The 21,361-nt window shown below is 59.5% G+C and carries 16 protein-coding genes; 15 read left to right on the top strand and 1 reads right to left on the bottom strand.

Annotated features, from left to right (window positions below):
- Positions 1-24 precede the first annotated feature (24 nt).
- From pseC to argH, 11 genes are all read left to right on the top strand, one after another.
- Complete coding sequence (gene pseC, locus PD282_RS24800) at positions 25-1,233, top strand: UDP-4-amino-4,6-dideoxy-N-acetyl-beta-L-altrosamine transaminase (protein ID WP_274654166.1); 1,209 nt, start codon at positions 25-27, stop codon at positions 1,231-1,233.
- 201 nt (positions 1,234-1,434) lie between these two features.
- Positions 1,435-3,951: a preprotein translocase subunit SecA gene (gene secA / locus PD282_RS24795; RefSeq protein WP_274654164.1), complete on the top strand. Its 2,517-nt coding sequence runs from the start codon at positions 1,435-1,437 to the stop codon at positions 3,949-3,951.
- A gap of 50 nt (positions 3,952-4,001) precedes the next feature.
- Positions 4,002-5,115 (top strand): peptide chain release factor 2 gene (gene prfB, locus PD282_RS24790; RefSeq protein ID WP_274654162.1). Its coding sequence is split into 2 segments (ribosomal slippage): positions 4,002-4,073 and positions 4,075-5,115, totalling 1,113 coding nucleotides; the frame shifts between segments, so codons are not numbered across the junction.
- A gap of 206 nt (positions 5,116-5,321) precedes the next feature.
- Entirely contained in the window at positions 5,322-6,242 is a 921-nt protein-coding gene (locus PD282_RS24785; RefSeq protein ID WP_274654160.1) for a YitT family protein, read from the top strand.
- A 138-nt stretch (positions 6,243-6,380) separates the two neighbouring features.
- The gene (gene argC / locus PD282_RS24780; protein WP_274654159.1) at positions 6,381-7,430 is read left to right on the top strand and encodes an N-acetyl-gamma-glutamyl-phosphate reductase; all 1,050 of its coding nucleotides are present in this window, start codon (positions 6,381-6,383) and stop codon (positions 7,428-7,430) included.
- Between the two features lie 46 nt (positions 7,431-7,476).
- Positions 7,477-8,718, top strand: coding sequence for a bifunctional ornithine acetyltransferase/N-acetylglutamate synthase (argJ, locus tag PD282_RS24775; protein ID WP_274654157.1), 1,242 nt, complete (start codon positions 7,477-7,479; stop codon positions 8,716-8,718).
- A 46-nt stretch (positions 8,719-8,764) separates the two neighbouring features.
- Positions 8,765-9,559, top strand: coding sequence for an acetylglutamate kinase (gene argB / locus PD282_RS24770; RefSeq protein WP_274654155.1), 795 nt, complete (start codon positions 8,765-8,767; stop codon positions 9,557-9,559).
- 147 nt (positions 9,560-9,706) lie between these two features.
- The gene (locus PD282_RS24765) at positions 9,707-10,909 is read left to right on the top strand and encodes an acetylornithine transaminase (protein WP_274654153.1); all 1,203 of its coding nucleotides are present in this window, start codon (positions 9,707-9,709) and stop codon (positions 10,907-10,909) included.
- Positions 10,910-10,921: 12 nt separating this feature from the next.
- On the top strand, positions 10,922-11,878 hold the full coding sequence (gene argF, locus PD282_RS24760; protein ID WP_274654151.1) for an ornithine carbamoyltransferase: 957 nt from the start codon (positions 10,922-10,924) through the stop codon (positions 11,876-11,878).
- 120 nt (positions 11,879-11,998) lie between these two features.
- On the top strand, positions 11,999-13,237 hold the full coding sequence (locus PD282_RS24755; RefSeq protein WP_274654149.1) for an argininosuccinate synthase: 1,239 nt from the start codon (positions 11,999-12,001) through the stop codon (positions 13,235-13,237).
- A gap of 365 nt (positions 13,238-13,602) precedes the next feature.
- Positions 13,603-15,018, top strand: coding sequence for an argininosuccinate lyase (gene argH, locus PD282_RS24750; RefSeq protein ID WP_274654147.1), 1,416 nt, complete (start codon positions 13,603-13,605; stop codon positions 15,016-15,018).
- A 97-nt stretch (positions 15,019-15,115) separates the two neighbouring features.
- Here argH and PD282_RS24745 read toward each other — a convergent pair whose 3' ends face one another.
- Positions 15,116-16,654 carry a VanW family protein gene (locus PD282_RS24745; RefSeq protein ID WP_274654146.1) on the bottom strand — a complete coding sequence of 513 codons (1,539 nt, stop codon included), beginning with the start codon at positions 16,652-16,654 and terminating at the stop codon, positions 15,116-15,118.
- Between the two features lie 304 nt (positions 16,655-16,958).
- Here PD282_RS24745 and ftsE point away from each other — a divergent pair, with 304 nt between their 5' ends.
- From ftsE to PD282_RS24725, 4 genes are all read left to right on the top strand, one after another.
- Positions 16,959-17,645 carry a cell division ATP-binding protein FtsE gene (gene ftsE / locus PD282_RS24740; protein ID WP_274654144.1) on the top strand — a complete coding sequence of 229 codons (687 nt, stop codon included), beginning with the start codon at positions 16,959-16,961 and terminating at the stop codon, positions 17,643-17,645.
- Entirely contained in the window at positions 17,635-18,552 is a 918-nt protein-coding gene (gene ftsX / locus PD282_RS24735) for a permease-like cell division protein FtsX (protein ID WP_274654142.1), read from the top strand. The genes ftsE and ftsX overlap by 11 nt, the downstream gene beginning before the upstream one ends.
- A gap of 12 nt (positions 18,553-18,564) precedes the next feature.
- Positions 18,565-19,737: a murein hydrolase activator EnvC family protein gene (locus PD282_RS24730; protein ID WP_274654140.1), complete on the top strand. Its 1,173-nt coding sequence runs from the start codon at positions 18,565-18,567 to the stop codon at positions 19,735-19,737.
- Positions 19,738-19,859: 122 nt separating this feature from the next.
- Positions 19,860-21,323: a S41 family peptidase gene (locus PD282_RS24725; RefSeq protein WP_338045228.1), complete on the top strand. Its 1,464-nt coding sequence runs from the start codon at positions 19,860-19,862 to the stop codon at positions 21,321-21,323.
- Positions 21,324-21,361 lie beyond the last annotated feature (38 nt).

Below are 21,361 nucleotides of genomic sequence, written 5' to 3'. Positions count from 1 at the left end.
TGAGACCTTAATGGGGGCGTACAAATGGCCAAATTGAAGCATCAGCAGCTTGCTATTTTGGGCGGCGAGCCGGTTCGCGAAACGCTCCTGCCTTACGGCAGGCAGTGGATTGACGAAGCCGATATCGAAGCGGTCGTCGAGACGCTGAAATCGCCTTTCCTGACGCAGGGACCGAAGATCAAAGCGTTCGAAGAAGCGGTGGCCGGCTATGCGGGCGCCAAATACGCCGTCGCCTTCTCGAACGGCACGGCCGCGCTGCACGGGGCATGCTTTGCCGCGGGAATCGGCGAAGGCGACGAAGCGATCACGACGCCGATGACGTTTGCCGCAAGCGCAAACTGCGTCCGGTACTGCGGAGGAAACGTCGTATTTGCCGATATCGAGCCCGATACGTACAATATCGACGTCAATCGAATGAAGGCTTTAATCGGCAAACGGACAAAAGCGGTCATCCCGGTCGATTTTACCGGGCAGCCCGCCGATCTGGATGAGATTATGGAAACGGCCAAAACGCATAATTTGATCGTGATTGAGGATGCGGCCCATTCTATCGGAGCGGTCTACAAAAATCGAAGGGTGGGCTCCATCGCCGATATGACGATGTTCAGCTTTCATCCCGTCAAGCATGTCACCTCCGGCGAGGGCGGCGTTATCGTGACCGACTCGGAGCATTTCTATGAACGGCTGCTGCTGTTTCGCAGTCACGGCATTACCCGAAACCGGGACATGATGCACAATACCGGCGAGGGCGAGTGGTATTACGAGATGCATGAGCTTGGTTTCAATTACCGGATGACGGACATTCAAGCGGCTCTCGGTCTGTCGCAGCTCAGGAAGCTGAACGAGTTCACAGCCCGCAGACGGCAAATCGCCAGCCGATATACGGAATTGCTGAGCTCGATTCCCGGCATCGTCCTTCCGTACCAAAAGCAGGACCGTCAATCCAGCTGGCATTTATATATCATCCGGCTCGAGCTGGACCGGCTGTCGGCGGACCGGAATATGATTTTTGCGGCGCTGCGGAAAGAAAATATCGGAGTGAACGTGCATTACGTCCCCGTGCATTTGCATCCTTACTATAGAAGACTGGGCTGCGGAAAAGGGCTCGCTCCTGCAGCCGAATCCGTTTATGAGGGCTTCATCACGCTGCCTTTATTCCCGGCCATGACCGAAACGGACATTCTGGACGTTGTATCCGCCGTCGAAAAAGTGATCGGCCATTATGCCAAATAAATCCTCGTTCGCTGTTAAAGGACTCCCGCCAGGGAGCCTTTTTTTCGTTCCTCGCTCCACGCCTGCCGGCTGATAGAACGCATTTCTGCCCTTCCAAAACGGTTCTGCTCGCGGTTCCGGGCAAACTCGGCTCTGCGTTGCGGTTCATGACGCAAACTGTTACAATTTATGCAATAGGCGTATTGATGAAAGGGGAAGACCATGCTCGGACTTGTTAAAAAAATATTCGGTGACGCCAACGAACGCGAAGTAAAGCGTCTGATGCGTACCGTGGAGCAGATCAACGATCTGGAAGCCGAGATTTCGGCGCTTTCGGATGAGGCGCTTCGCGGCAAGACGGATGAGTTCAAAGCCCGTCTGGCAAGTGACGAAGAAGAGCTTGACGACATTCTGCCCGAGGCGTTTGCCGTCGTTCGCGAAGCTTCCAAACGGGTGCTTAACAAGCGTCATTTCGATGTCCAGCTGATCGGCGGTATGGTGCTTCACGACGGGAAAATATCGGAGATGAAAACCGGTGAAGGGAAGACGCTTGTCGCCACCCTGGCGGTTTATTTAAATGCGCTGCTCGGCAGAGGCGTCCACGTCGTCACGGTCAACGATTATTTGGCCCAGCGGGACAGCGAAGAGATGGGGCAAATTTACAGATTTCTCGGCCTTACGGTCGGCTGCAACCTGAACGGACTTTCGCACGAGGAGAAGCAGGAGGCGTACGCCTGCGACATTACGTACGGAACGAACAATGAATTCGGCTTCGATTATTTGCGCGACAACATGGTTCTGTATAAAGAGCAAATGGTGCAGCGGCCGCTTTATTACGCGATTATCGACGAGGTGGACTCGATCCTCATCGACGAAGCGCGCACGCCGCTCATCATTTCGGGACAAGCCGCCAAATCGACGGAGCTGTATTACGCGGCGGACCGTTTTGCCTCCCGGCTGAAGGAAGAGGAGGACTACACCGTCGACATCAAGCTGCGCTCCGTGACGCTGACGGAAGACGGCGTGGAGAAGGCGGAAAAGGCGTTCGGCATCGAAAACCTGTTCGATCACGCCAACGTGACGCTGAACCATCACGTCCAGCAGGCGCTGAAGGCGCACGTCATTATGAAGCGCGACGTCGATTACGTCGTCCAGGAGGACGAAGTCATCATCGTCGACGAATTTACGGGCCGCCTGATGGCCGGCCGCCGGTACAGCGACGGGCTGCACCAGGCGATCGAAGCGAAGGAAGGCCTGAAGGTGCAGAACGAGAGCATGACGCTCGCGACGATCACCTTCCAGAACTACTTCCGAATGTACCGCAAGCTGGCCGGGATGACCGGTACGGCGAAGACGGAGGAAGAGGAGTTCAAGAAAATTTACGGCCTGGAGGTTGTGCAGGTCCCGACGAACCGGCCGAATATCCGTCAGGATATATCGGACGTCGTCTATAAAACGGAGAACGGCAAGTTTAAGGCCGTCGTCGAGGAAATCGTGGAGCGGCATAAAAACAACCAGCCCGTGCTTGTCGGCACAGTCTCGATCGAGAATTCCGAGCGCCTGTCGGACATGTTGAAGAAACGCGGCGTCCAGCATAAGGTGCTGAACGCGAAATATCATGCCGAGGAAGCGGAAATCATTTCGCGCGCCGGCCAGCCCGGCTCTGTGACGATCGCGACGAATATGGCGGGGCGCGGCACCGATATTTTGCTCGGCGACGGCGTGCCCGATCTCGGCGGACTGCACATTATCGGCACGGAGCGGCACGAAAGCCGCCGCATCGATAACCAGCTGCGCGGACGCTCGGGCCGGCAGGGGGACCCGGGCTCGTCCCAGTTTTATTTGTCTCTCGAAGACGAGCTGATGCGACGCTTCGGCTCCGAAAACATCATGGGTATGATGGAGCGCCTCGGCTTCGAGGAAGACCAGCCGATCGAAAGCCGGCTCATCACCCGAGCGATCGAATCGGCGCAGAAGCGCGTCGAAGGGAACAACTTCGATTTGCGGAAGGTCGTCCTGCAGTACGACGACGTCATGAACCAGCAGCGCGAAATCATTTATAAGCAGCGCCGCGAAGTGCTGTATTCGGACAATATCCGCGAGATCGTGCTCGAAATGATCAAGCCCGTTATCGAGCGCATCGTCGAGGCGCATTGTCCGGGCGACGAAATTCCCGAGAACTGGGAGCTGCAGGAAATCGCCGATTATGCGCAGGGTACGTTCCTGAACGAGGGCATGGTGACGAAGGACGATCTGTGGGGCAAGGAAAAAGAAGAGATCGTCGAGTTTTTGTGCGAAAAGGTAACCGCGCTTTACGACGAGCGCGAGGAGCATATCGGAGCGGAAACGATGCGCGAGTTTGAGAAGGTCGTCGTGCTCCGCGCGGTGGACAGCAAGTGGATGGATCATATCGACGCGATGGATCAGCTGCGTCAGGGCATACACCTGCGCGCCTACGGCGGTACCGACCCTTTGCGCGAATACCAGTTCGAGGGCTTCGAGATGTTCAAGGAAATGGTCGAGCATATCCAGGAGGAAGTCACGAAATATATTATGAAGGCGCACGTGGAGAACAACCTCGAGCGTCAGGAAGTGGCCAAGGGCCAGACGGAATCCGGCGGAGGCGGCGAGCCCCAGGCGAAGCGCCCGGCAAGGCGCGTTCAGCGCGTCGGCCGCAACGATCCCTGTCCGTGCGGCAGCGGCAAGAAATACAAGCAGTGCCACGGACAGCACGAATAATTGCCGCATAAGGTAAAGGCAAACTACGATTTTGAGGTGAAGCGAACGCCATGATCGATATAACGGTCAAACAGGATTTGCGCGAAACGGCGAAGCGGCTCCAAGAACTCAGGGGGTCTCTTTGACTTAGATCTCAAACAGGAGATCATCGCAAACTATGAGGAGAAAATGACGGCACCCGATTTTTGGGACGATAACGACCGCGCGCAAAGCATCATTGCCGAGCTTAATGCGGTGAAATCGGTCGTCGAGCAGTACGAGAAGCTGTTTGCGGAGCAGGAAGATTTGACTGCCATGCTGGAGCTGGCGGAGGAAGAAGGCGACGAATCGATCGAAGCCGAGATCGCCGGCGGGGTGCAGGAGCTCGTGCGCAAGGTGAACGAGTTCGAGCTGCAGCTGCTGCTGAATCAGCCGTACGACAAGCTGAATGCGATTTTGGAGCTTCACCCTGGCGCGGGCGGCACGGAGTCACAGGACTGGGCACAGATGCTGTATCGGATGTATACGCGCTGGGCCGAGAAACGCGGCTTCAAGGTCGAGGTGCTCGACTTTTTGCCAGGGGACGAAGCGGGCATCAAGAGCGTGACGATTTTGGTCAAGGGATACAATGCCTACGGGTATTTGAAGGCGGAGAAGGGCGTTCACCGTCTGGTGCGCATTTCGCCGTTCGACGCTTCGGGCCGGCGCCACACGTCGTTCGTATCGTGCGACATCATGCCGGAAATTTCGGACGACATCGAAATCGAGATCCGGCCGGAGGACCTGAAGGTCGACACGTACCGCTCCAGCGGCGCGGGCGGCCAGCACGTCAACAAGACGGAGTCGGCGATCCGCATCACGCATATTCCGAGCGGCATCGTGGTTGCCTGCCAAACGGAGCGCTCGCAAATTCAGAACCGCGAACGGGCGATGAAGATGCTTCGCTCCAAGCTGTACGAGCGCAAGATCGAAGAGCAGCAGAAGCACCTGGCGGAAATCCGCGGCGAACAAAGCGATATCGCCTGGGGCAATCAAATCCGCTCGTACGTGTTTCATCCGTACAGCATGGTCAAGGACCATCGCACGTCGGTGGAAACGGGCAACGTCGGCGCGGTTATGGACGGCGATCTGGACAGCTTTATCGACGGTTATTTGCGCAGCCAGATTCGGCACGATCCGGAATAAACGCCCATGCGGATGCATAGGCAGCGGGAAGAGTTCTTACACTGTATAGAGGTGTAGGGACTCTTTTTTTGTGATTGGGGGCCGGTGGCCGTTAGCGGCATAAACATTTTACCGTTAGAAACATTTATGCCGTCGGGCCGGTGCCGGCAGTGCAGGTACAGATACATGGGTTTCTTCAATAATGAGACGGAAAGGGGGCGGCGGGAATGAAGCATCATCGGGGCAGCTTGCTTGCGGGAGCAAACCGTTACGGAAAGCGGCGCAGACGCCGCACCGGGAATGAAACGCCGGGACCGCGTGCCGAGGCGGCTCGGAGCCTGCTTTTTCTGCTCGCAGGCTCATTCCTGATCGCGGCCAGCTTCAATCTTTTTCTCGTCCCGCTCGGTATCGCTTCGGGCGGCGTCTCGGGCATTTCCATTCTCGTTCAGCGCGTGACGGGCATTCCGCCGGCTTATACGCAGTGGGCGCTGAACATCCCGCTGTTTTTGCTCGGCCTGTGGCTGCTCGGCAGGCGCTTCGCGCTCAGCACCGCCATCGGTTCGTTCGTGCTGCCGCTGTTTGTGCTGCTCACCTCGCATTGGCCGGCTCCGACGGGCAATCCGCTGCTTGCCTCCATATACGGCGGCATCGGCGTCGGCGCCGGGCTCGGCCTCGTGTTCCGCGGCCGCGGCTCGACCGGCGGCCTCGATCTGGCGGCACAGCTGGTGCACCGCTTTACCGGCATCCGGCTCGGGCTTGCCGTTGCGATGTTCGACGGCTGCGTCATAGCAGCCGCAGGCATCCTGATCGCGCCGGAAAACGCCCTGTACGCGCTTATCGGCCTATTCGCCACGAGCAAAACGATCGATTTTGTCCAGACGGGCCTGGCGGTGTCGAAAGTAGCGTTCATCATATCGCGCCGGCCGGACGATATTGCGATGGCCGTGCTGCATCAGCTTGACCGCGGGCTGACGAAGCTTGACGGGGAAGGCGGTTATACCGGGGAAGCGAGACAGGTGCTGATGGTCGTCGTCGGGCGGGGCGAAGTCGCCCGGCTCAAGCAGCTTGTGCGGGCCGCGGACGAGGATGCGTTTGTCATCATCAGCGATACGGCGGAGGTGCTTGGGGAAGGCTTCAGTCTGAAATGAAAGCGGCGGAAAGAGGCGCGGACAATTTTAAGGATTGTATTTATATGAATACGACCGTATAATAATACATAGTTTAATCTAACGTCCGGTTCGTGTAAAATGGATAGTTAGGAAAGTTCACGGATGGGAGAGAACAGTATGGCTTCGAAAGTAAATGTGGCGATCGTCGGATCGACCGGCTACGGCGGCGTGGAGCTGATCCGGCTGCTGGCGTCGCACCCGTACGCGGAGGTAACGTCCGTCGTGTCGTCCTCGAGCGCGGGGTCCCCGATTGCCGAAGGGTATCCGCATTTGACCGAAATACGCACCGATGTGCTTGACGACGTGGATCCCGCGCTTCTGAAAAGCAAAGCGGACGTCGTCATTACCGCGACGCCGGCGGGCGTTGCGTCCAAGCTGGCGCCGTCCTTGCTGGAAGCGGGACTGAAGGTGATCGATATGTCCGGCGATTTCCGGCTGAAATCGCGTGAAGTATATGAGCGATGGTACAAGAAGGAGCCGGCCGAGCAGCGCTATTTGGACAAGGCTGTGTTCGGCCTTGCGGAAGTGTACGGCGATGCGGTGAGGGGCGCCGATTTCATTTCCAACCCCGGCTGCTATTCGACGGCGTCGCTGCTCGGTCTCGTCCCGGCGGTAAAAGAAGGCTTCATCGACCCGTCAACGATTATCATCGATGCGAAGTCGGGCGTCTCCGGGGCGGGCCGCGGCGTCAGCCTCGGCAATCATTTTTCCGAAGTGAACGAAAATTTCAAGGCGTATAAAATCAACCAGCACCAGCATATCCCGGAAATCGAAATGGTGCTTTCGGACGCGGCCGGCAAGCCGGTGACGACGACGTTTACGACACACCTCGTCCCGATGACGCGCGGCATTATGAGCACGATTTATGCATCCGTTATAGGCGGCCGGACCGAAGAAGATTTTATCGGGCTGTACCGGCATTATTACGAAGGGCGCCGCTTCGTGCGCATCCGGCCGAAGGGTATATGGCCCGCGACGAAGGAAGTATGGGGCTCCAACTACACCGACATCGGTTTTGCCGTCGATGAACGGACCGGGCGCGTCACGATCGTGTCCGTCCTCGACAACCTGGTGAAAGGCGCAGCCGGCCAGGCGATTCAAAATTTGAACCTGATGATGGGCTGGGACGAAACAACGGGTCTGAATTTCGTGCCGGCGTACCCGTAAACGGCGAACGTCGAAGCCGAGATCAAGAAGGAGACAGGAACGAACAATGGGACAGGGGAATGTTACGGCTTCATTTACGATCGTGCCGGACGGTTCGGTCACGACGCCCAAAGGCTTTAAAGCCGGCGGTCTTCACTGCGGGCTGAAAAAGACTTCGCGCCACGATCTCGGCGCGATCGTGTGCGAGGTGCCGGCCGCGGCGGCGGGCGTCTACACGACGAACGTCGTCCAGGCGGCGCCGATCAAGGTGACGCGCGAGAGCATCGGCGCCGGAGGCGTGCTGCGCGCCGTGATCGTCAACAGCGGCAACGCCAACGCCTGCACGGGCAGGCAGGGCGAAGACGACGCCTACGAAATGCGCGGCCGATTCGCCGAAGCGCTCGGCGTACCGGCGGAGCAGGTGGCCGTCGCCTCAACTGGCGTCATCGGCGAGCTGCTCAAAATGGACCGCGTGCGCGGCGGCATTGCCGAGCTGCCTGTGCGGCTCGGCTCCGCGTACGAAGCGGCGGACGATTTCTGCCAGGCGATTCTGACGACCGACCTGGTGAAGAAAGAGGCCTGCGCATCGGTTGTTGTTGATGGAAAGACCGTTTACGTGGCGGGCGCGTCGAAAGGCTCCGGCATGATCCATCCGAATATGGCGACGATGCTCGGCTTCCTGACGACGGATGCGAGCATCGGCAGCGAGGCGCTGCAGAAGCTGCTCCGCGAGGCGACCGACCTGACCTTCAATATGATTACGGTGGACGGCGACACGAGCACGAACGATATGCTGGTCGCGATGGCGAGCGGCCTCGCGGGCAACCGCAAGCTGAACGAAGCGCATCCGGACTGGCCGGCATTCGCTGCCGCCGTCCGTTACGTATGTGAATCGCTGGCCAAAGCGATCGCGCGCGACGGTGAGGGCGCAACGAAGCTGGTGGAGGTGCAGGTGTCCGGCGCGGTTTCGGACGAGGCGGCGCAGGCGATCGCGAAGACGGTCGTCGGCTCCTCGCTCGTGAAATCGGCGGTGTTCGGCGCAGACGCGAACTGGGGCCGGATTATCGCGGCGGTCGGCCGCGCGGGCCGGCCGGTCGATCCGGAGACGGTCGATATCCGGATCGGCGAGATCGTTACGCTGACGCAGTCGCGCCCGGTTCCGTTCGATGAGGAGGCTGCGCTGGACTATTTGAAGGGCGATACGGTCGTCATCCGCGTCGACCTGCATATGGGCGAAGGGGCCGCGACCGCATGGGGCTGCGACCTGACGTACGATTATGTCCGCATCAATGCGGCGTACCGCACCTAAGAGCGGTTTTGGATTCGATTAAAGGCTGCGAGGAGAACGGATGAAAATGGAACAGCAGCGTTTTGTGATGAAATGCGGAGGAAGCACGCTTGCCGCGCTGCCGGCTTCCTTCTTCGATGATTTGCGAGGGCTTCAGGAACGCGGGGTGCGGCCGGTCATCGTGCACGGCGGCGGCCCGGCGATATCCGGAACGCTCACGAAGCTCGGCATCGAGAGCGGGTTTGTGAATGGCCTGCGCGTCACGACGGCCGAGGTGCTTGACGTTGTCGAGATGGTGCTCGCCGGCGGGATCAACAAGGAAATCGTGCGCAAAATCCAGCTGAGCGGCGCGAAGGCGCTTGGCCTGTCGGGCGTCGACGGCCGGCTCATCGAGGCGAAGCCGGTGGCGAACGCGGCGGAAATCGGCTTTGTCGGCGACGTGACGGACGTGAATGCCGAAGTGATCGAAGGCGTAATGGCGATGGGATACATCCCGGTCATCGCCCCGATCGGCATTGATGCGGCAGGTCAGCGCTACAACATTAACGCCGATACGGCAGCCGGGGCGGTCGCCTCGCATCTCGGGGTCGAGCGGATGATCGTCGTCACCGATGTGCCCGGCATTTTGAAGACGGACGAGAGCGGCGCGAAGCGGGTTCTGCCGTCCGTCACGTTCCCCGAGATCGAGGCGATGATCGCAAGCGGCGAGATTTACGGCGGCATGATCCCGAAGGTGCGCGCGGCGATGCAGTGCGTTCAGGGGCGGGTCCGCGAGGTCGTGATCGTCAGCGGCGACGAGCTGAATGTGCTGAGCAAAGCCGTCATGGAGGGCAATATCGGCACTCGCATCGTGCAGGCGTAATTCGCCATGAGGCCGGATGACCGGAGAGGCGAAACGGCTGGGGGCAGCGCGATTTTACGCAGGGAATAGCCGCCAAGCGGCGTATCCCGGCAGGTATATTTTCACGTTAGCATCGGCATTTAAATGACAGGGAGAGGTGAAAGGGCGATGAGCGCAAACGGCATGCAAAACGGCGGCGGTTCGCTGTTTCCGACCTATGCGAGATATCCGATCGCGCTGGTGAAGGGGCAGGGCAGCCGGCTGTGGGACGATCAAGGCAAGGAATATTTGGATTTTATGAGCGGCCTGGCGGTGACTGGCCTCGGCCACGCGCCGCAGCGGGTCAAGGACGCGCTCGTGAAGCAGCTTGACGAGCTGTGGCACGTGTCCAACTTGTTCCGCATTCCGAATCAGGAGGAAGCGGCGAAGCTGCTGACGGACAACACCTGCGCGGACATGGTGTTTTTCTGCAACTCCGGCGCGGAGGCCAACGAAGCGGCGATCAAGCTGGCGCGCAGGTATCACCAGAAGGTGGCCGGAACGGGCCGCTATGAAATGATTACGTTCGAGCAGTCGTTCCATGGGCGGACGCTGGCGACGCTGACCGCGACGGGGCAGGAGAAGGTGAAAGAAGGCTTCGGCCCGCTGCCGGAAGGCTTCCGCTACATTCCGTTCAACGACATCGAGGCGCTGGAAGCCGCGTTGACGGACCAAACGGCGGCGGTCATGCTGGAGACGGTGCAGGCCGAAGGCGGCGTCATTTTGGCGGACCCGGCGTTCGTGAAGCATGCCGCCAAGCTGTGCAAAGAGCGCGGCATTCTGCTCATCGTGGACGAAATTCAAACCGGCATGGGACGCACCGGCAAGCTGCTGTCGTTTGAGCATTACGGCATCGAGCCGGACATTTTCACCCTCGCCAAAGGGATCGGCAGCGGCTTCCCCGTCGGCGCAATGCTGGCGAAAGGGTATCTCGCGGAAGCGTTCGGCCCGGGCAGCCACGGCTCCACGTTCGGCGGCACGCCGATCGCGACGGCGGCCGTGAAGGCGACGGTCGAAACGATCGTCGGCGACAGGCTGCCGGCGCGCGCGGAGGAGATGGGCGATTATCTGATGGCCGAGCTGCGCGAGAAGCTGGGCGGCCACCCGCTCGTGACGGAAATTCGCGGCAAAGGACTGCTGATCGGCATTGCGTGCAGCGAACCGGCCGGGGCGTTCGTTACGGAAGCGCAGAAGCGCGGCCTGCTCGTCGTGACGGCGGGACCGGACGTCGTCCGCCTGCTGCCGAATCTGCTCGTGACGAAGGAAGAAATCGATCAGGCCGTTTCGATTCTGGCCGCAATTTTCGCTGAACGGACCGTATCGGCGCAATAAGGAGGGCATTTCATGCAATCGACCGTAAACGAAGAATTGGCGCTCAGCCTGAAAGGCCGCGATTTTATCGCGCTTACCGACTATACGCCGGAGGAAATCCGTTATCTGATCGATCTGGCGATCGAGCTGAAGAAGAAGCAGAAGGCGGGGGAAACGTTTCACCCGCTGAAAGGCAAAACGCTCGGCATGATTTTCGAAAAATCGTCCACGCGCACCCGCGTTTCTTTCGAGGTGGGGATGTACCAGCTCGGCGGACAGGCACTTTTCCTGAGCCGCAACGATCTGCAAATCGGCCGCGGCGAGACGGTTTGGGATACCGCGCAGACGCTGTCCCGATACCTGGACGGCATCATGATCCGCACGTTCGCCCACCGGACGGTGATCGAGCTGGCGCGCGGCGCGACGGTGCCGGTTATTAACGGGCTGACCGACACGAACCATCCGTGCCAGGCGCTGTGCGATTTTCAGACGATTCTGGAGCATAAGGAACGGCTGAAAGGCATGAAGCTCGCTTATATCGGCGACGGCAACAATATGGTGCATTCGCTCATGATGGGCGCCGCCAAGCTGGGCGTGCATATGTCCGTGGCGACGCCGGAAGGTTATGCGCCGGATGAAGATATCGTGCGCCAAACGGTCGAGGCCGCTTCGGAGACGGGCGCGCGCATTGTGGTGTGCCGTGATCCGAAGGAAGCGATCGAAGGCGCGGACGTCGTCTACACCGACGTATGGGCAAGCATGGGCTTCGAATCAGAGCAAAAGGAACGCGAGATTGCGTTTGCGGATTACCAGGTGAACGAGGAACTGACGAATCGCGCAAAGCCCGATTTCCTGTTCATGCACTGTCTGCCGGCTCACCGCGGCGAAGAGGTCAGCGAGGGCATCATCGACGGGAACCACTCGATCATTTTCGACCAGGCGGAAAACCGGCTGCATGCGCAGAAAGCGATTCTGGCCGCAATCATGTAATTTCGCGGAGCTGCCGAAAGCTTCGATCACGTATAAACCGGCGTGCTGCTCGCGCCTTGGCGTGAAGGCCGGCAGAGCGGCAAACGCCGATCCTATTGGACAAGGAGCGTAAGACACACGATGGCAAAGGAAAAAATCGTACTGGCCTACTCGGGCGGTCTGGACACGTCCGTTATTTTAAAATGGCTTAAGGAAACTTATGACGCGGACATTATCGCGTTTACCGCCGATATCGGCCAGAAAGAGGAGCTCGACGGGCTCGAAGCGAAGGCGCTGGCGACGGGAGCTTCGAAGGTGTATATCGACGACCTGCGCGAGGAATTCGCGAAAGATTTTATCTTCCCGATGTTTGAGGCGGGCGCGATGTACGAGGGGCAGTATTTGCTCGGCACGTCGATCGCGCGCCCGCTGATCGCCAAGCGGATGGTCGACATCGCCCGCGCGGAAGGCGCGACGGCGATTGCCCACGGCGCAACCGGCAAAGGCAACGACCAGGTGCGCTTCGAGCTGACGGCGGCGGCGCTCGCGCCCGACATTAAAGTGATCGCCCCCTGGCGCAGCGAAGCGTTCCGGGATCAGTTCCCGGGCCGCGCGGAAATGATTGCGTACGCCGAGAAGCACGGGATTCCGGTCCAGGCGTCGGCGGCCAAACCGTATTCGATGGACCGCAACCTGCTGCATATCAGCTTCGAGAGCGGTATGCTCGAGGATCCGTGGTTCGACCCGAGCGCCGAATCGAACCGCGACATGTACGTACTTTCGGTGTCGCCGGAGGAAGCGCCGAATCAAGCCGAATACGTCGAGCTGACGTTCGAAGCGGGGCAGTGCGTCGCGGTAAACGGCGAGAAGCTGAGCCCGCTCGGCGTCATGGAGAAGCTGAACGAGCTGGGCGGCAAGCACGGCATCGGGCGGGTCGACATGGTCGAGAACCGCTTCGTCGGCATGAAGAGCCGCGGCGTATACGAGACGCCGGGCGGCACGATTTTGTTCGCGGCGCACCGCAAAATGGAGTCGCTCACGATGGACCGCGAGGTTATGCATCTGCGCGATTCGCTCATTTCGAAATACGCGTCGCTCGTGTATAACGGCTTCTGGTTCGCGCCGGAACGGCTGGCGCTGCAGGCGCTCGTGACGGAAAGCCAGAAAAATGTCACCGGCGTCGTTCGTCTCAAGCTTTACAAAGGCAACGTGATCGGCGCCGGCGTGAATAGCCCGGTCAGCCTGTACAACCCGGACATCGCGACGATGGAGGCCGACCCGTCCCAGGCGTACGATCAGGGCGACGCGACAGGGTTCATCCGCCTGAACGCGCTGCGGCTCAAAGTTTCGTCCGGCGTCGAGCAGAGCAAGAAGCAGTAGGCGAAAGCGAAGCGCCCGCCGCTGCTGCCGGAGGCGGTTTCCTGGGAAGAAAAAGCGCGCCGCGCCGATGACGGTTTGCCGTTAAAAGACGCCATTCCGCGCGGCGTTTGCGCTGCGTCTGGGCGGGAACGGCACAAGGACAGGCCTATGACGGGTCGGGCATTTCCGCACGGGCGGAAACGGCCCGGCCCATCGCGCGTTGATTGGCGCGCGGCGGATTAATGGCTTCCGAAGCGAGTTTTTCACTTGCGAGGAAGTTTGTTCAAGAAGTAAGTGAAAAACAGAGTCTATGCTTCCGAAGCGAGTTTTTCACTTGCGAGGAAGTTTATCAGGAAGCAGTGAAAAACTTTTAGGAGCGTGCATCCGTGAGCAAATTATGGGGCGGTCGGTTCACGAAAAAAACCGACCAGCTGGTTGAGGAATATACGGCGTCCATCATGTTCGACAAGGAGCTGGCCGAAGAAGACATTCAGGGCAGCCTGGCGCATGTGACGATGCTCGGGAAGCAGGGAATCCTGACAGCCGAGGACGTGGAGAAGATCAAGGACGGACTGCTTCGCGTCCAGCATAAAATCAAACGCGGCGAGATCGAGTTTTCGATCTCCGACGAAGATATCCATATGAACATCGAGAAATCCTTGATCGACGACGTCGGCCCGGTCGGCGGCAAGCTGCATACGGGCCGCAGCCGCAACGATCAGGTAGCGACGGACATGCACCTGTATTTGCGCAAGCGGGTCGTCGAGTTCGTCGACCTGCTGCACAAGCTGCAATCGGCGCTCGTTGAGCAGGCGAAGGCGAATTTCGACACGATTTTGCCGGGCTACACGCACCTGCAGCGGGCGCAGCCGATCCTGTTCGCCCATCACCTGATGGCGTACGTGTCCATGTTCGGTCGCGATATCGAGCGGCTGCAGGACAGCTACAAGCGGATCAATACGCTGCCGCTCGGCGCAGGGGCGCTGGCCGGGACGACGTTCCCGATCGACCGTCATTTCGTGGCCGGGCAGCTTAAATTCGACCGCGTTTACGAAAACAGCCTCGATGCGGTGAGCGACCGCGATTTCATTCTCGAGTTTTTGTCGCATGCGTCGATCATTATGATGCACCTGTCGCGCCTCAGCGAAGAGCTCATCCTGTGGTCGAGCACCGAGTTTCATTTCGTCGAGCTGGACGATGCGTTCTGCACGGGCAGCAGCATTATGCCGCAGAAGAAAAACCCCGACGTGCCGGAGCTTGTCCGCGGCAAGACGGGCCGGGTGTACGGCAACCTCGTCGGCCTCCTGACAGTGCTGAAGTCGCTGCCGCTGGCGTACAACAAGGACATGCAGGAAGACAAGGAAGGCATGTTCGATACGGTCCGTACGCTTCAGGGCGCGCTACAGCTGTTTGCGCCGATGATCGCCACGATGAAGGTGAACCGGGACCGGATGCGCCAGGCGGTGAACCAGGATTTCTCCAACGCAACGGACATCGCCGACTTCCTTGTGGGCAAAGGGCTGCCGTTCCGCCAGGCGCACGAGGTTATCGGCAAAACGGTACTGTACTGCATCCAGCAGGGCAAGTATTTGCTCGATCTGACGCTGGAGGAATTCAAGCAGTTCTCGCCGCTGTTCGACGACCGCATCTACGCGGTGCTGCAGCCCGAGCAGGTCGTGAACGCCCGCAACGTTTACGGCGGGACCGCCCGCGCCCAGGTGGAGCAGGCGGCGGCGCGCGCCGAAAGCGAGCTAGAGCGGACGGCCGCATGGGTTGCCGAATACAGCGAGCGCAGCCGGTAAGAAAGACCCGCCGAGAAAATCGAAACTTTCGCCAAGCCGCTGCACGAAGCGGCGTTCAAGCCAGCCGGATCGATCCGGCTGGCTTTTTCGCGCTTTATTATTCCCCGATGCCGTCCTCGATCAGCTCTTTCTTGGGCCGCGTGCCGCCGCCCGGCGGCAGTCCCGGCGTGCCCGGAGCGACGCGGTATACCGCGGGCTGCGCCTTATACGTGTCGCGCGAAATCCGCGTGCGCGATACCGCTTTGCCGTTCACGAGCTTCGTCCGGTACGTCTCGACGACGTAGCCCGGCTTGCCGCTCGATACGAGCTGCTTCGAGCCGCTCGGAACCGCGTTCGACGCGACCTCCTTGATCGGCGGATCGAGAACCTGAACCGTTTTCGAATCGAGCGCGTAGCTGACGTTCGCCGGCATCGAGCCGAACAGCTTGACGGTCAGCTTGCGTCCTTCGACGACGGTCCGGATGATCAGATGCCTGCCGGTCGTATTTTTGAACCGGAAGTTAATGGCCCCTTCCGCGAAGGTGGCGTCGCGCCCCATCGGCAAATACGAGACCGGCAGCGAATGATTGCGCCGCTCGGTCATGTCGAGGCCGATCAGCAGCGCCGCGTTGTACAGGGTGCTCGACACCTGGCAGATACCCCCGCCGATGCCGGGCGTCAGCACGCCATTGACGATGACCGGCGCCTCGCGGTAGCCGTAATGCTCGGTCGTCAGCTCGATGACCTTGCCGAAATCGAACGTCTCGCCCGGAGCGAGGTCCCAGTCGTTCAGCGTTTTCGCCGTCATCGTCACGTTATACGCCCGCCCGGCGCCGCTGGCGCTGAAATCGGTCGTGAACGCGGCGATTTTCCGGTCCACGCCTTCGGCCTTCAGCCGCGCGAGCGTCACGTCGGGATGAACGACCCGGAGCGCCACCGGGATCCGGATCGACGGCACCGGAGGCGATCCGGGCTCCGCAGCGCCGGAGTCTCCGTCGCTACCGTCCCCCCACTGCCCGCCGGGCGCTGTATAGGCGTCCACGGCCTCCACCGTGCTTGCGAACATGGCATCCTCGTCCAGCCGGTAGGCGTCCGAGCCCGGCCGGTAGACGATCTTGTCGTCGCTTGTAATGATGCGCGCGGCATTGGCCGGTTCGTTCGCATTCAAATACCCCCAGCCGCTGCGCACCTTTTGAACGAATGCCGGCTTGCTCCAGCCGACCGAAAACGGCAGCCGCCCGGAGAAATGGAACCGGGTTTTCGCCCGCTGCCATACGCTCCCTTCGCGCAGCTTCGCCAGTTCCGCCGCCGCCTTCCCGACATCCGCCTTGACCCCGAGCTCGGCAAGCGTCCACGTTTGATTTTGAGTGTTCGTATCGTTTGCTGCGAACGTGACGGGCAGCGATTCGAGCTGCGAAGCGCGCCGCTGAAGCAGACGGACGGCATCGTCGATGCGCAGCCCGCCCACGGCGATCGGCCGGAGTCCGCCAAGCTTAATCGTGCTGTTGCTGCCCGAAACCTCCGCGTTTCCCAAGGCGACCGTGCCCTTCGGCACCGTATCGCGCGAAGCGTATGCCCAGACAAGACCCCACCCGGCGGCTCCGGCAAACAGGATCCCGGCGATGAGCATCCAAACAACGTGCAGACGAATCTTCACGCAGGTTCACCTCTTTTTTTGAACGACTACTTTATGTATATGGATGCCCGTCCGGATTCTTTCCTTCGGTTGTCCGGCATTAGCCGAGCATTTTGGAACGAGCGTCCGTGACCGCAGCCGGGATGGGCCTCGGGGAGGGGCTCCGGGCAGCCGAGCCGGTGTCGAAAAACATGATCCGCGGGCCGAAGGCGTCGATCGGACGCATCATTAAAATTATGAGAATTGCGGATATCCGGGATTGGTAGAGGATTTCCCGGTTTTCTGTCGAATATCTAAAGGCTGACTACGCACAGGATGTGATATCGTGATTGAAATGCAAGACGTCTGGAAAACGTACGCAGACGGCACCCATGCGCTGCGCGGCGTATCCGTTCTCATAGAACGCAACGAATTCGTTTATCTGGTCGGCCCGTCCGGCGCCGGCAAGTCGACCTTCATGAAGCTGATCTACCGCGAGGAGGTACCGTCGAAGGGGCAAATATCGGTCAACGGTTTCAACATCGGCAAGCTGAAACCGCGCAAAATTCCTTATGTCCGCCGAAATATCGGCGTTATTTTCCAGGATTACCGTCTTCTTCCGAAACTGACCGCCTATGAAAATATTGCGTTCGCGATGGAAGTAATCGAAGCCCCGCGCCGCATCATTAGGAAGCGCACGATGGAAGTGCTGGAGCTCGTCGGCTTGAGGGCCAAGCATTCCAGCCTGCCGCAGCAGCTGTCCGGCGGCGAGCAGCAGCGCGTCGCCATCGCGCGGGCAATCGTCAACAATCCGTCGGTGATCGTCGCGGACGAGCCGACGGGCAACCTCGACCCGGAGACGTCGTGGGGCATTATGAATTTGCTCGAGGAAATCAATTTCCGCGGTACGACGATCGTCATGGCCACCCACAACAAGGAAATCGTCAACACCCTTCGCAAACGCGTCATCGCGATCGAGAGCGGCGTGATTGCCCGCGACGAAGTCAGAGGGGAGTATGGCTATGAAGCTTAGCACGCCGCTGCGCCATATGCGCGAAGGGATTAAGAACATCGCCCGCAACGGCTGGATGTCGTTCGCTTCACTCAGCTCCATCGTCATTTCGCTTTTTATTCTCGGCGTGTTCATGCTGCTGGCGCTTAATGTCGATAAGCTCGCCGACCAGATCGACAGCCAGGTGCAGATTCGGGTCATGCTGCAGCTTGACACCCCGCAGACGAAAATCGACGAGCTGCACACCGCGATCGGCAATATTCCGGAAGTAAGCAAAGTCGAGTTCGTCTCGAAGGCGGACGGGTTCGAAATGCTGAAGAAAAGCATGGGAGCCGACGGCGCGGAGCTGCTGGAGGGCTATGACAAGGACCATAATCCGCTGCCCGATTCCTTTACCGTCGAAGTGTTCCAGCCGCAGACCATCGCCTTTGTCGCCAAAAAAATCGAGGCGCTCGGCGATAACGACCCGTCGAAGCCGATTGCGAGCGTCAAATACGGCAAAGGCACGGTCGAAACGCTGTTCAAAGTAACGAACGCCGTCCGCAATATCGGTCTGGTTATCGTGGCCGGCCTTGCCGTCACGGCGATGTTCCTGATCTCGACGACGATCAAAATGACGATCCTGGCCCGCCGGCGCGAAATCGGCATCATGAAGCTGGTCGGGGCGACGAACAATTTTATCCGCTGGCCGTTTTTCATCGAAGGCGCTCTCATCGGACTGATCGGATCGGCCATCACCGTCGCGCTGCTGTTTTTCGGCTATTCGCAACTCATTCAAGCCTCGCAGTTCGATCTCGGGCTGATGCTGATCAAGCTCGTCACGCTGAAGGAAGCGGGGCCGCCGGTAGCGGGGCTGCTGCTTGGGCTCGGGACGATTATCGGCGTTTGGGGAAGCACCTTATCGGTGCGGAGATATTTGAAAGTGTAGGTGAAAGAAAACGTGAGAAAAGGGATTGCACTTTTGGCAGTCGTCATGCTGGCCGTTTTCGTTCTTCGTCCGACCGGAGGCGAAGCCGCCTCGCAGGCGGATAAAATCGAGCAGGAGCTGGCGAAAGTACGCAAGGAAATGAGCGAAGCGACGCATAACCGCAACCAGGCCGACAAAGACCGCCAATATGTGCTTCAGATGAAGGCGCAGACGGCTCAGTCGATTACCGAGGTTCTGCAGCAAATCGATAGTGTCGGCAGCCAGCTGGACAGCGTACAATCGCAGATCGACGATACCGAGGCCAAGCTTGAGCAGGCCGGAGCGGATCTCGACGCCGCACAGAAGCGGCTCGCCGATCAGGACAAGCTGCTGCAGTCGCGTATCCGGCTCATGTATTCGAACGGTTTTGTATCGTACCTGGACGTATTGATGAGCGCCACCAGCTTTAGCGATTTTCTCGGGCGGCTTGATTCGCTCCAGTCCATTCTCGGCCAGGATAGGCAAATTTTGGATGACCATAAGAAGGAAAAAGCGCTGGTCGCGGCGAAGAAGCAGGAGATCGAGCAATCGCTCGCGGACGTGAAAGCGATGTACGCCAAGCTGGACGATTACCACGACCTCCTGACGGATAAAGAGAAACAAAAGGAAGTCATGGTGCTCCAATATAATCAGAAGGCCCAGGAGCTTGAGGAAGTCAGCAACGAGCAGGAAGACACGCTGATCGCGCTGGCGAAGAAGGTCGCCGACCTGGAGAAGCAGAAGAACAACATCAAAAATTATTATTCCGGCGGCAAGCTGGCTTTACCTTTACATACGAAATGGCGTTTGTCCTCTCCGTTCGGCATGCGGATTCATCCGATTACCCACGTGCGCAAGGGTCACACCGGCATCGACATGGCGGTCCCGAAGGGAACGCCGATTTACGCGGCGGAATCGGGCGTCGTGCTCGTCGCGCAGTGGTGGGGCGGATACGGCAATTGCATTATCATCGATCACGGCAACGGACTTTGGACGCTGTACGGCCATATTCTCGACGGCGGCATCAAGGTGAAGAAAGGCGAGACCGTCAAGCGCGGGGAGCAAATCGCCGTAGTCGGCATGACAGGCATGGCGACCGGATATCATCTGCATTTCGAGGTGCGCAAGAACGAGATCCCGGTCAATCCGCTGCCTTATATTCAATAACAACTGCATAGCGGGACGATTCCCGCCTTATACCGGCATGCCGTACCTGAAGCAAATAATTGGGTGCGGCTTGTCATATACTAGGAGGGTTGTTTCCAAGCCGGTACATCGAAAGTGGTGGGATGATGCTGTTTAAAGGAAGAACGGTTGCGGCGTTCATGCTGCTGACAATGGCGCTTTCGGTCCTGGTCACGCTGACGTTGACCGATCGCTGGATGCCGCTTGGAGGCCCGGCCAGGGCCGTTACCTCCGCGGCTTCCGGGAAGGAAGGGCTCACCGCGAAGGAGAAGGACAAGCTGGATGCCGTGATGGACCTGATCGAATCGAAATATTACCAGCCGATTGACCGGGAGAAAGTGGTTGACGGGGCCATCGGCGGAATGATCGGCGCGCTTGGGGATCCGTATTCCGTTTATATGGAGAAGGATGTGGCCAAGCAGTTTTCCGAGACGATCGAAGGCTCGTTTTCCGGTATCGGGGCCAGCGTGACGCTGCAGGGCGGCAAGGTTTCCGTAGAGTCGGCGATCAAAGCTTCGCCGGCCGAACGCGCCGGGCTGCTGCCGGGCGACGTGCTGCTGTCGGTGAACGGAGAGAAGCTCGAAGGACTCACCTTGAACGATGCGGTATCCAAAATCCGCGGGCCGAAGGGGACGAAGGTCACCCTGCTCGTTCAACGCTCCGGCGTCAGCAAGCCGTTCCAGCTGGTCATCGTCCGCGACGACGTCGATTACGAAACCGTATATTCGCATTTGCGCAGCGACGGCATCGGCGTGATCGAAATCCGACAATTTTCGCTCAATACGGGAGACCGGTTTGCCGAAGAGCTGGAACAGCTCGAGAAGAAGGGGATGAAAGGGCTCGTCATCGACGTGCGCAACAATCCCGGCGGGGTGCTCCCGGTCGTCGTTTCGGTGGCGCAGCCGTTTGTGCCGGCCGGCAAACCGATCGTCCAGGTCGAGGACCGCTCGGGCCATCGCGAGGAGACGCTGTCCAAAGGCACGGGCAAACCGTACCCCGTCGCAGTGCTGATCAACAAAGGCAGCGCCAGCGCCTCGGAGGTGCTGGCCGGCGCCCTGCGGGAAGAGGCGCATGCGGTGCTGGTCGGCGAAACGTCGTTCGGCAAGGGGACCGTTCAGGTCAGCTACGACAAGACGCTCGGCGACGGCAGCCTGATCAAGATGACGATCGCGAAATGGCTGACGCCGCTCGGTAACTGGGTGCACGAGAAAGGGCTGAAGCCGGACGTCGAGGTCGTGCCGCCCGATTATTATACGGTGACCAAGATATCCAAGACGAAGACGCTCGCGCGCGATTCGATCGGCGACGACGTCCGCAGCCTGCAGATAATGCTGGCCGGGCTTGGCTATAAGGTCGACCGCAAGGACGGCTATTTCAGTGCGGAGACCGAGGAGAGCGTCAAAGCGTTCCAGAAGCAGGCCGGGCTTCCGGTAACCGGGAAGGCGGATAAAGCGACGGACGAGAAGCTCGAGCGCGCGCTTATCGGGAAAATCCGCGACGAGAAAAACGATGTGCAGCTGAATAAAGCGGTCGAGGTGCTCCAGGCGAAGCTGGCCCAGCGCGGATGAAGCCGGCTCGGGAGAGATAAAGAATCGCAAAAGCGCCG

The organism is Paenibacillus humicola (assembly GCF_028826105.1).
Classification (GTDB): domain Bacteria; phylum Bacillota; class Bacilli; order Paenibacillales; family Paenibacillaceae; genus Paenibacillus_Z; species Paenibacillus_Z humicola.
Note: the sequence above shows the minus strand (reverse complement) of the source record. Positions and strands in the feature narration are given on the sequence as shown.